Genomic DNA, 9909 nt, shown 5'->3' on the forward strand with positions numbered 1-9909 from the left:
CTCACAGCAGGCTCTCGGGCGCCAGCGGCGCCAGCAGTTCGAGCATCACGCGGTCCCAGAGCGTCGAGTCGGGCTCGACGTTCAGCACCTGGTCGGCGCCGTCTTCGCTCGTGATCCATTCGAGCCGTTCGCTGCCATCGGCGAACCGCACCCGGTAGGCGCCCTGCTGCTTGAGCACATCGAGCAGCTTCAGGACCTGCTGCGCCATTTCGGGGCTGGCGATGAAGAGGCCGATCTCGGTGTTGTGGGTGTCCGAGCGCGGGTCGAAGTTCATCGAACCCAGGAACAGCGCCCGGCGGTCGAAGATCGCCGACTTCGCGTGCAGCCGGCCGACCTGCGAGCCGAACAGGCCGAGCCGCACGCTGCGCTTGGTGCGCGCCGAACTCAGCTCGTAAATCTCGACGCCGAGCCGCAGCATGTCGGGCCGGTAGCGCCGGTAGCCGGTGTGGACCACCGGCTCGTCGGTGGCCGCCAGCGAGTTGGTGACCACGCTGATGCGCACTCCGCGCCCGCGCACCTCCCGCATCACCTCGAGGCCCGCCTTGCCCGGGATCAGGTAGGGCGACACCAGCGTGACTTCGGCGCGCGAGCGGCGCATCTGCTCGATCACGTTGTAGCGCACGCTGTCGACATCGAGCAGCGGCACGCCGCCGTACGAGGCGGTCTTGCCGACGACCCGGTCGGGCGCGTCGGCATAGGCCTCGGCCAGGGTCCAGATCAGGTCGAGCCGGGCGCCGTCCTTCAGCTCCGGCCCGAGCGGCGCGTAGCCCAGCACGTCGTTGGGTGCCGGCGGCCGCGGCGCCGGCGTCGTGGCGGGGCCGGTGGCCTGCTCGAAGCGCTGCTGCAGTTGCGCCGGGGGCAGCGGGGAGCCGACCACGGTCCCGATCGGCCGCACGTAGGGGCTGTTCCAGAACAGGTCGAACAGGCTGCCGAGGCGCTTCACCAGGGCGCCGGCGACGAAGGTGTCGATGTCCAGGAAGTTCGCGCCGGCGGTCTGCGTGAAGTACTGGTTGCCGATGTTGCGCCCGCCCGCCACCGCCATCGCGCCGTCGGCGATGAAGAGCTTGTTGTGCATCCGTCGGTTGACGCGGTCGAAGTCGAACAGCGAGCTGGAGAAGCGCTGCAGCAGGCTGCCGCGGCCGGCCGGAAACGGGTTGAACAGGCGCAGCTCGAGGTTCGGCGTCGCGGCCAGCGCGAGCAGCAGCTCGTCCTCGCCGGCGGTGTAGAGGTCGTCCATCAGCAGCCGCACGCGCACGCCGCGCAGCGCCGCGTCGCGCAGGGCGCGCAGGAAGTAGCGCCCGGTCTCGTCGTTCTCGATCTGGTAGTACTGGACGTCGAGCGTGCGCTCGGCGCGGCGCGCCAGCTGCAGGCGGGTGTCGAGCGCGAAGTCGCCGCCGGGCATGAGCCGGAAACCGCTCAGGTCGGGGTCCGGCGAAGAGGCCTTGGCGATCCGGCCCAGCGTGGTCCCGGCGGAGGCCGCGATGGCGCTGGAGGGCTGGCGCTCGAAGTCGGCCGGCAGCATCGCGCAGCCGCTGGCCAGCAGCGCCGTGGCCGCCAGCGCCGCGACCTGCCGCCACCAGCGCGCCAGCAGGCCAGGCATCGCTAGAGGGCCTTGCGCAGATTGGCCGGCGCGATGCGCAGCGCCTCGCGGTACTTCGCCACCGTGCGGCGCGCGCATTCGATCCCCTGCTCCTTGAGCATCTCGGAGATCTGGCTGTCCGACAGCGGCTTCTTGAGGTCTTCGGCGCTCACGAACTGCTTGATCAGCGCCCGCACCGCGGTGCTCGACGCATTGCCGCCGGTCTCGGTGCCGAGCGCCGAGCCGAAGAAATACTTGAGCTCGACCGTGCCGTAGGGCGTCGCCATGTACTTGGCGGTGGTCACGCGGCTGATGGTGGATTCGTGCAGGCCGAGCTCGTCGGCGATCTCGCGCAGCACCAGCGGCCGCATCGCGAGCTCGCCGTGGACGAAGAAGCTCTTCTGCCGCTCGACGATCGCGTTCGACACCCGCAGGATGGTGTCGAAGCGCTGCTGGATGTTCTTGATGAACCAGCGCGCCTCCTGCAGCCGCTGCGACAGCGCCTGGCTGCCTTCGCCCTTGTGCTGCTTGAGCGCACCGGCGTAGATGTCGTGCACCCGCAGCCGCGGCATCACCTCGGGGTTGAGCATGACGCGGAAGCGGATGTGGGTGCCGTTGCCGACGCGGGTGACGATCACGTCGGGGATCACCACGTTGCGCTCGACGTCGACGAAGCGGCGCCCCGGCTTGGGCTCGAGCCGCGCGATCAGCTGCAGGGCGGCGCGGACCTCTTCCTCGTTGCTGCGCGTGAGCGTCGCCAGGCGCTTGAAGTCGCGCCGCGCGAGCAGCTCCATCGGCTGCTTGCAGATCGCGATGGCGGTCTCGCGCACCTGCGCCTCGTCGGCGTCCTCGCCGGGCTGCGCCAGGGCGCGCAGCTGGATCGTCAGGCACTCGCCCAGGTTGCGCGCGCCGACACCGACCGGCTCCAGGCTCTGCAGCAGGCCGAGCGCGACCTGGAAGTGGTGCACCAGGTCGTCGAACTGGTCGTTGTCGTCGCCGGCCAGGCCCGAGGCCAGCGCCGGCAGCGAATCCTCGAGGTAGCCGTCGTCGTTGAGCGACTCGATCAGGAAGCGCAGCGCCGCGCGGTCGGTTTCGCCGAGGCGCAGGCCCAGCGCCTGGCGGTGCAGGAAGGACTGCAGCGACTCCTGGCTGCGCGCCAGCTCGGTGGCGTCGGTGCGCTCGTCGTCGCCCAGGTTGTTGGCGCGCGCGGGCGCATCGCTGCCCCACTCGCTGTCGTCGGGCGCCATGTCGACCGTGCCGTCGCCCTCCCAGTCGGGCTCGCCGTCGGTCGCGTCCAGGCTGGCGGGTTCGGCGTCGGTGGCGGCCACCGCGACCTCGGCGGCGGGCGCCGAAGCGCCGGGCGTGAAGTCGCCGTCACCGTCCCCGTTGAACTCGGCCTGTCGATCCTCGTCGCGCACCGGCGCATCGGCCGTCTCGAGGCCGAATTCCTCGCGCGCCGCCTCCTCGGCCGTGCGTTCGAGGAACGGGTTGTCGTCGAGCATCTGCTCGACCTCCTGGCTCAGCTCGAGCGTGGAGAGCTGCAGCAGCCGGATCGACTGCTGGAGTTGCGGCGTGAGCGCCAGGTGCTGGGAGACGCGAAGCGAAAGCCCCTGCTTCATCGAGATTGGGCTCCTACATCCGGAAGTGCTCGCCCAGGTACACGCGTCGTACCTCGGCGTTGTCGACGATCTCCGAAGGTGTGCCTTGTGCCAGCACATGCCCGTCGCTGATGATGAAGGCGTGATCGCAGATGCCCAGCGTCTCACGCACGTTGTGGTCGGTGATGAGCACGCCGATGCCGCGCTCCTTCAGGAAGCTGATGATCCGCTGGATCTCGATCACCGCGATCGGGTCGATGCCGGCGAAGGGTTCGTCCAGCAGGATGAAGCGCGGCTGGGTTGCCAGGGCGCGGGCGATCTCGACCCGGCGGCGCTCGCCGCCGGACAGCGACAGCGCCGACGAATCGCGCAGGTGGTCGACCCGCAGGTCGGCCAGCAGTTCGCCCAGGCGCTCCTCGATGCGGGCCTTGTCGAGCGGCACCATCCGGCCGTTTTCGTCGGGCTCGGCCTGCAGTTCGAGCACCGCGCGGACGTTTTCCTCGACCGACAGCTTGCGGAAGATCGAGGCCTCCTGGGGCAGGTAGCTCAGGCCCATGCGGGCGCGGCGATGGATCGGCATGTGGGCGATCGGCTCGCCATCGATCCAGATCTCGCCGGCATCGGCGCGCACCAGCCCGACGATCATGTAGAACGAGGTGGTCTTGCCGGCGCCATTGGGCCCCAGCAGGCCGACCACTTCGCCCTTCTGCACCGCCAGCGACACGTCCTTGACGACCGTGCGGCTGCCATAGCTCTTCTGCAGGCTGCGCGCTTCCAGCCGGCTGCCCGGCTGGCTGTCGCTGGCACTCATCCCGGCTGCTTCGATCACTTGGTGGAGTCTCCGCCCAGCGTGGTGGTGGAACGCAGGCTGTTGCCCGGCGCTGGCGTGCTGGCGGCCGGCGCCGCCGGCTTGGCGCCGGGGGCTGCGGGCGCCGCGGCCGCCTTGGGCGTCAGGATCGCCTTCACCCGGCCGCTCGGCTGGGTCGAGACGCCGGCATTCGGCGGCAGCGACGAACCGTTCACCGTGAAGGTGTCGTTGCTCTGGTCGTAGACGATCAGCGGTCCGCTGCTCTCGTCGTTGGGCGTGGCGCCGATCAGGCGGCGCATGACGGCGCGGCGGATGAACTTCACGTTGTCGGCGCGGCTGTCGTATTCGATCACCTCGCCCTCGCCCTCGATCCATTCGTCGGTGCCGCTGTTGCGCTTCTGCTTGAAGTAGGCCAGCTTGCCCGGTTCGGCCGTGACGACGCCGTACTGGTAGCCCTCGGGGTCCTGGCGGACGTCGATCCGGGTGCCGCGGATCTGGATCGTGCCCTTGTTGACCACCACGTTGCCGGTGAACACGCTGGTCTGCTTGAGGTCGTCGTAGCGCATGTTGTCGGCCTCGATGTTCATCGGCTTGCTCCGGTCGGCCTGCTCGGCCGGGGCCAGCGATGCGAAACCGGCCAGCGCCAGCGCGAGCATCAGCAGGCGCACGGGACGACGGCGGGGGGAAGAGCGTAAGGGAAATGTCATAGAGGCACGAAACTTGCTCTGCGATTGTAAGCGTCTACGGGACGCCGACTCGCGCGGCCTGGACGAAAAAGCCCGCGGAAGCGGGCTTCATGAACGGGATCGCGGCGGCCGGACCGCCCGGAGCTCAGCCCTTGCGGGCTTCGGTGACCAGGAAATCGACGACCTGCAGGGCGCGGTCGAGCGAACCGGCGGTGTCGCCGTCGACATACCAGCGGCCGGCCACGCCCAGGGCGGGCACGCCGGCGACCTGGTAGTCGGTCGTCAGCTGGGCGGCGCGCTTGGCCTTGCCGACCACCGAGAAGGACTTGAACAGCTCGGCGAACTTCTTCGCATCCAGGCCCGGCTGCTTCTCGACCCAGGCCAGGATCGCGGCGTCGCCGGTCAGGTTGAGGCGCTGCTGGTGGATCGCCTGGAACACCTTGGGCACGAATTCGTCGACCTTGCCCATGGCCTCCAGCGCATAGTAGAAGCGCGCCTTGGCGTCGGTGTCGTTGCCGACGAAGGGCACCGGGACGCGCCGGAACGCGACGTGCGGCGGCAGCTGCTTGATCCAGGGCTCGACCTTCGGCTCGAAGGCCGCGCAGTGCGGGCAGTTGAACGAGAAGAACTCGATCACCTCGACCTTGCCGGCCGGCGCATCGACCGGCGCCGGCTTGCCGAGCACGATGTAGTCGGTGCCGGCCTTGAAGGGGCGGCCCTGCGCATGCGAGGGGCTGGCCAGCGGAAGAAGGGCCAGCGACACAGCGGCCAAAGAAAAGTCACGACGTTGCATTTGGAAATTCTCCTGTCGGCAGAAAGAGCCCGCAGACCGGGGTGGAGTTCCCCGCGCGCTCGAAGTAAAGAGGGGTGAGGCCTAGCGCTGGACGCGCACGAGCGCGGATTCGAGGCCGCCGCTGTCCAGGCGCTCCTTGAGATGGTCGGCGTCGTCCTTCTTGTTGAACGGACCCGCGCGCACGCGGTAGACCGTGCGGCCGGCCTGCTCGCGTTCGGTCACGCGCGCCTCGACGCCCATCAGCGAGAGCTTGGCGCGCTGGGCGTCGGCGTCTTCCTGGGTCCGGAAGGCGCCCGCCTGGACGAAGTACATGAAGGGATCGGTGCCGGCGCCGGCCGCCGCAGCGCCGCTGCCCGCGCCGCTGCGCGCCTTGGCGAGGTCGCCGATCGGGTCGTTCGAGGGCGGCAGCGCGTTGGCTTCCGCCGGCACCGGCGCGGTCCGCGACGGCCGCGGCGTGGCGGCGCTGCCCGGGGCCACCACCACCGGCACCGGGCCGGTGGGCGGGCTCGCGGCCGTCGCCGGCGCGGTGGCCGGAACGGGGGCCGCGGTCGCCGGGGCACGGGCCGGCGCGCCGGCCTTGCCCGCCAGCGGCGCGTTCGGGTCCCAGTCGCGGTTCTTGCGCGCCTCGGCCTCGTCCTGCTCGGCGCCACCGCGCTGGGTCTTGGTCATGAACGGGATCGGCACCTTGGTCACGTAGACCGCGATGCCGAGCGCGATGCCCAGGCCGAGCACCAGGCCGATGATCAACCCGATGACGATGTTGCCGCTTTGTCTTTGTTTCATGGTGGAGAGAGGAATCACATCTTCTGCGGCGCACTGACGCCCAGCACAGCGAGGCCATTGTGCAGCACCCGGGCGGTCGCGGCGACCAGCGCCAGGCGGGCCCGCTTGACCGGCTCGTCGTCGACCAGGATCCGCTCGGCGTCGTAGTAGCTGTGGTAGCTGGCCGCCAGCTCGCGCAGGTAGAAGGTGACGTCGTGAGGCGCGAAGTCCTTCGCCGCCGCGGTCAGCATGGCCGGGTACTTGGCCAGTTGCAGCAGCAGCGCCTGCGAGGCCGGGCTTTCGAGCGGCGACAGGTCGGCGCCTTCGAGGCTCGCCGGATCGCCGCCCCAGGCCGCCAGCACCGAGCAGATGCGCGCGTGGGCGTACTGCACGTAGTACACCGGGTTGTCGTTGTTCTGCGCCAGCGCCAGGTCGATGTCGAAGGTGTATTCGGTGTCGGGCTTGCGGCTCAGCAGGAAGAAGCGCACGGCGTCCGTGCTGGTCCATTCGATCAGGTCGCGCAAGGTGACGTAGCTGCCGGCGCGCTTGCTGATCTTGACCTCTTCGCCGCCGCGCACCACCCGCACCATGGTGTGCAGCACGTAGTCGGGGTAGCCGGCCGGAATGCCGACGCCGGCCGCCTGCAGGCCGGCGCGCACCCGCGCGATGGTGCCGTGGTGGTCGGTGCCCTGGATGTTGACCACCTGGTGGAAGCCGCGCTCCCACTTGGCGATGTGATAGGCCACGTCGGGCACGAAGTAGGTGTAGCTGCCGTCGCCCTTGCGCATGACGCGGTCCTTGTCGTCGCCGTAGTCGGTCGACTTGAGCCACAGCGCGCCGTCCTGCTCGTAGGTCTTGCCGGCGTCGATCAGCTTCTGCACCGTGGCCGCGACCCGGCCGCTGGTGTACAGGCTGGATTCGAGGTAGTAGTTGTCGAACTTCACCTGGAAAGCCTTGAGGTCCAGGTCCTGCTCGTGGCGCAGGTACGCCACCGCGAACTGGCGGATCGAGTCGAGGTCCTCGACGTCGCCGCTGGCGGTGTATTCGCGGTCGTCCGAGCGGACGGTCTTCTTCGCCTTGAAGTCGGCCGCGATGTCGGTGATGTACTCGCCGTTGTAGGCCTGCTCGGGCCACTCGGGGTCGCCCGGCTTGAAACCCTTGGCACGCAGCTGGGTGCTGGTGGCCAGCGTCTGGATCTGCACGCCGGCGTCGTTGTAGTAGAACTCGCGCCAGACCTTGTCGCCCTGGGTCGCGAGCAGATTGCAGATGGCGTCGCCCAGCGCCGCCTGGCGGCCGTGGCCGACGTGCAGCGGGCCGGTCGGGTTGGCCGAGACGAACTCGACCAGCACCCGGTCCTCGCGCGCCGGCTGGCTGCCGAAGGCGGCGCCGGCCTGGAGGATCTCGCGCACCACCTGCTGGCGGGCCGCGGTCTTGAGACGGATGTTGAGGAAGCCGGGCCCGGCGATCTCGACCGCTTCGACCCATTGGGCGAAGGCGGGCGTGGCCTGCAGCGCGGCCGCCAGCTGTTCGGCCAGCTCGCGCGGCTTGCGCTGCAGCGGCTTGGCCAGTTGCATGGCGGCGGTGCTGGCGAAATCGCCATGGGCCGCCACCTTGGGCGACTCGAACGCGGCTTTGCTGCCGGCGCCGGGCGAGAGGGATTCGAGCGTGTTCGCGAGCGCCGCGAGCAGCTCCTGTTTGACCAATAGCATCTGCGAATTTTACCGGGGGCAAAAGGCACGCCCGTAACGAACGTCATCCAAGAGTGAACTTCGGCCGTTAGGATGAACAGCCCCGGGGCGGGGAACACCGTCTCAACCCAAACCCAAGGACTCCTACATCATGAAAAAGCTCCTTTCCCTGCTGGCTCTGGGCGCCTCCCTGTCCTTCGGCGTCGCCCACGCCTCCCCCTGCGACACCCAGGCGGCCGACAAGAAGCTGAGCGGCGCGGCCAAGACCAGCTTCGTCAAGAAGTGCGAGAAGGACGCCTCGGCCGCCGCCGCGCCGGCGTGCGCCGCGAAGGCGATCGACAAGAACGGCAAGGCCCTGGCCGGTGCCGCCAAGACCAGCTTCATGAAGAAGTGCGAGGCGGGAGCCTAAGCTCGCCCCCAGGTTGCCCTGCACTTCGTGTCAGGGCGCACCCCCTGCCGGGGGCGATACCAGCGGCCCGGCAAAGCCGGTTCCGCGGTATCCCTGGCCTGATGCGCTCCGCTACTTGCCGAAGCCGCGCGCCAGGAACACCGCCAGCAGCGGAATGACCGCGATGATGTGGGCCTGGATCATCACCAGCTTGCGGGTCTTGCGGACCTCGGCCTCGGCCGGCAGGGCGCCGGTGGCGCGCAGCGCCTGGCGCCAGCGCAGGTAGCGCATCGTCGGAAAGATCGAGATCAGGCCCACGACCACGAACAGCGTGAGCTTCAGGTGCAGCAGCGGGTTGGTCCAGTACCAGGCCGTGCCCTTCATGCCCCACCAGGTGCGCGCCACGCCGGTGGCGATCACCGCCAGCGCGGCGATGCCGTAGACCCGGTCGACCTTGGCCAGGCGCTCGACCACCGCGGCGTTGAGCCACTCGACGCGGCACAGCGCGGCCTCGCTGGCGATGAAGACCACCATCGTGAGGATGGCCAGCAGGTGCAGGTAAGCAAGGATGGCTTCGAGGGTCATCGGGGGGATTCCTTCTTGTGGGTCGACGGCGCCGCGATTGTGCCGCCCCAGAACTCCGGCCGGGCGTACTGGGCCTTCAGGAAGTCCAGCCACAGCCGCACCCGCAGCGGCAGGTGCTTGCGCTGCGGGAACACGGCGTAGATGCCGTTGGGCGGTGCCGCGAAGGCGTCCAGCAGCGGCACCAGCAGGCCGGCGTCGATCTCGGCCTCGACCTCCCAGGTGCTGCGCCAGGCGATGCCATGGCCGGCCAGGCACCAGTCGTGCAGCACCTGGCCATCGGAGCAGTCGAGCGGGCCGGTCGGCTTCAGGTAGATCACTTCATGCTCGCCGCCGGCCGCCGGCACCCGGAAGGCCCAGCCGCGGGTCTGCGAGGCGTCGCTCGACAGGCTCAGGCAGGCGAAGCGCGCCAGCTCCCCCGGGTGCTGCGGGGCCCCGTGGCGGCGCACGAAATCGGGCGTGGCGACGCAGCGCCGCCGGTTGTCGGCCAGCCGCAGGCTGACCAGCGACGAGTCGGGCAGGTCGCCGACCCGGACCGCGCAATCGAAGCTCTCGCCCGCCATGTCGACCAGCCGGTCGCTGAGGTTGAGCGAGATCGTGACCTCGGGATGCAGGTCGTGGAAGCGCGGCACCAGCGGCGCCACGTGGCGGCGGCCGAAGCCGGCCGGCGCGGTGACGCGCAGGTGGCCGCTGGCCTTGACGCCGCCGGCGCTGACGCTGGCCTCGGCGTTCGCCAGCTCGACCAGCAGCCGCTGGCAGTCCTCCAGGAAGGCGCTGCCCTCGTGGGTGAGCGCGATCCGGCGGGTGGTGCGCAGCAGCAGCTTGACGCCCAGCCGTTCCTCGAGGGCATCGATGCGCCGGCCGACGATCGCCGGCGCCACGCCCTCGGCCTTGGCCGCCGCCGTGAGGCTGCCGCGGGCGGCGATCGCGACGAAGGATTCGAGTTGCTTCAGGCGGTCCATCGCCGGCGATTATCACGAGCGGGCGGCGCGCTGCAGGATTTTCTGATTTTCGATACACTATCG

Annotated in this window: 10 protein-coding genes; 1 reads left to right on the forward strand and 9 read right to left on the reverse strand. The window is 69.8% G+C overall.

All coding sequences use genetic code 11. The features are described from left to right. Position 1: 1 nt before the first annotated feature. The 7 genes from QTI33_RS30655 to argS form a co-directional block, all read right to left on the reverse strand. Positions 2-1600, reverse strand: coding sequence for a phospholipase D family protein (locus QTI33_RS30655; RefSeq protein ID WP_286510342.1), 1599 nt, complete (start codon positions 1598-1600; stop codon positions 2-4). Positions 1601-1602: 2 nt separating this feature from the next. Beyond that, complete coding sequence (locus tag QTI33_RS30660) at positions 1603-3198, reverse strand: RNA polymerase factor sigma-54 (RefSeq protein ID WP_286510343.1); 1596 nt, start codon at positions 3196-3198, stop codon at positions 1603-1605. Positions 3199-3211: 13 nt separating this feature from the next. Next, complete coding sequence (gene lptB, locus QTI33_RS30665) at positions 3212-3988, reverse strand: LPS export ABC transporter ATP-binding protein (protein WP_286510344.1); 777 nt, start codon at positions 3986-3988, stop codon at positions 3212-3214. A gap of 14 nt (positions 3989-4002) precedes the next feature. Beyond that, positions 4003-4692, reverse strand: coding sequence for a lipopolysaccharide transport periplasmic protein LptA (lptA, locus tag QTI33_RS30670; RefSeq protein ID WP_286510345.1), 690 nt, complete (start codon positions 4690-4692; stop codon positions 4003-4005). 124 nt (positions 4693-4816) lie between these two features. Continuing rightward, entirely contained in the window at positions 4817-5464 is a 648-nt protein-coding gene (locus tag QTI33_RS30675; RefSeq protein WP_286510346.1) for a thiol:disulfide interchange protein DsbA/DsbL, read from the reverse strand. A gap of 81 nt (positions 5465-5545) precedes the next feature. Then, positions 5546-6247 carry an SPOR domain-containing protein gene (locus QTI33_RS30680; protein ID WP_286510347.1) on the reverse strand — a complete coding sequence of 234 codons (702 nt, stop codon included), beginning with the start codon at positions 6245-6247 and terminating at the stop codon, positions 5546-5548. A 14-nt stretch (positions 6248-6261) separates the two neighbouring features. Next, positions 6262-7935: an arginine--tRNA ligase gene (argS, locus tag QTI33_RS30685; RefSeq protein WP_286510348.1), complete on the reverse strand. Its 1674-nt coding sequence runs from the start codon at positions 7933-7935 to the stop codon at positions 6262-6264. Between the two features lie 130 nt (positions 7936-8065). Here argS and QTI33_RS30690 point away from each other — a divergent pair, with 130 nt between their 5' ends. Next, on the forward strand, positions 8066-8323 hold the full coding sequence (locus QTI33_RS30690; RefSeq protein WP_286510349.1) for a hypothetical protein: 258 nt from the start codon (positions 8066-8068) through the stop codon (positions 8321-8323). Between the two features lie 111 nt (positions 8324-8434). On the opposite strand, the gene QTI33_RS30695 is transcribed toward QTI33_RS30690, so the two are convergent. Together QTI33_RS30695 and QTI33_RS30700 are read right to left on the reverse strand one after the other, a co-directional pair. Beyond that, positions 8435-8887 carry a DUF2214 family protein gene (locus QTI33_RS30695; protein ID WP_286510350.1) on the reverse strand — a complete coding sequence of 151 codons (453 nt, stop codon included), beginning with the start codon at positions 8885-8887 and terminating at the stop codon, positions 8435-8437. Then, on the reverse strand, positions 8884-9846 hold the full coding sequence (locus QTI33_RS30700; protein ID WP_286510351.1) for a LysR family transcriptional regulator: 963 nt from the start codon (positions 9844-9846) through the stop codon (positions 8884-8886). The genes QTI33_RS30695 and QTI33_RS30700 overlap by 4 nt, the downstream gene beginning before the upstream one ends. Positions 9847-9909: the final 63 nt, after the last annotated feature.

The sequence above is a fragment of the Variovorax davisae genome (assembly GCF_030316845.1).
Lineage (GTDB): Bacteria > Pseudomonadota > Gammaproteobacteria > Burkholderiales > Burkholderiaceae_C > Variovorax > Variovorax davisae.

What these genes read in the sequence shown, in the direction of transcription:
- lptA (WP_286510345.1), bottom strand. Translation starts at nt 4,692, where the DNA reads ATGACATTTCCCTTACGCTCTTCCCCCCGCCGTCGTCCCGTGCGCCTG.
- QTI33_RS30700 (WP_286510351.1), bottom strand. Translation starts at nt 9,846, where the DNA reads ATGGACCGCCTGAAGCAACTCGAATCCTTCGTCGCGATCGCCGCCCGC.
- lptB (WP_286510344.1), bottom strand. Translation starts at nt 3,988, where the DNA reads ATGAGTGCCAGCGACAGCCAGCCGGGCAGCCGGCTGGAAGCGCGCAGC.
- QTI33_RS30655 (WP_286510342.1), bottom strand. Translation starts at nt 1,600, where the DNA reads ATGCCTGGCCTGCTGGCGCGCTGGTGGCGGCAGGTCGCGGCGCTGGCG.
- QTI33_RS30675 (WP_286510346.1), bottom strand. Translation starts at nt 5,464, where the DNA reads ATGCAACGTCGTGACTTTTCTTTGGCCGCTGTGTCGCTGGCCCTTCTT.
- QTI33_RS30695 (WP_286510350.1), bottom strand. Translation starts at nt 8,887, where the DNA reads ATGACCCTCGAAGCCATCCTTGCTTACCTGCACCTGCTGGCCATCCTC.
- QTI33_RS30680 (WP_286510347.1), bottom strand. Translation starts at nt 6,247, where the DNA reads ATGAAACAAAGACAAAGCGGCAACATCGTCATCGGGTTGATCATCGGC.
- QTI33_RS30660 (WP_286510343.1), bottom strand. Translation starts at nt 3,198, where the DNA reads ATGAAGCAGGGGCTTTCGCTTCGCGTCTCCCAGCACCTGGCGCTCACG.
- QTI33_RS30690 (WP_286510349.1), top strand. Translation starts at nt 8,066, where the DNA reads ATGAAAAAGCTCCTTTCCCTGCTGGCTCTGGGCGCCTCCCTGTCCTTC.
- argS (WP_286510348.1), bottom strand. Translation starts at nt 7,935, where the DNA reads ATGCTATTGGTCAAACAGGAGCTGCTCGCGGCGCTCGCGAACACGCTC.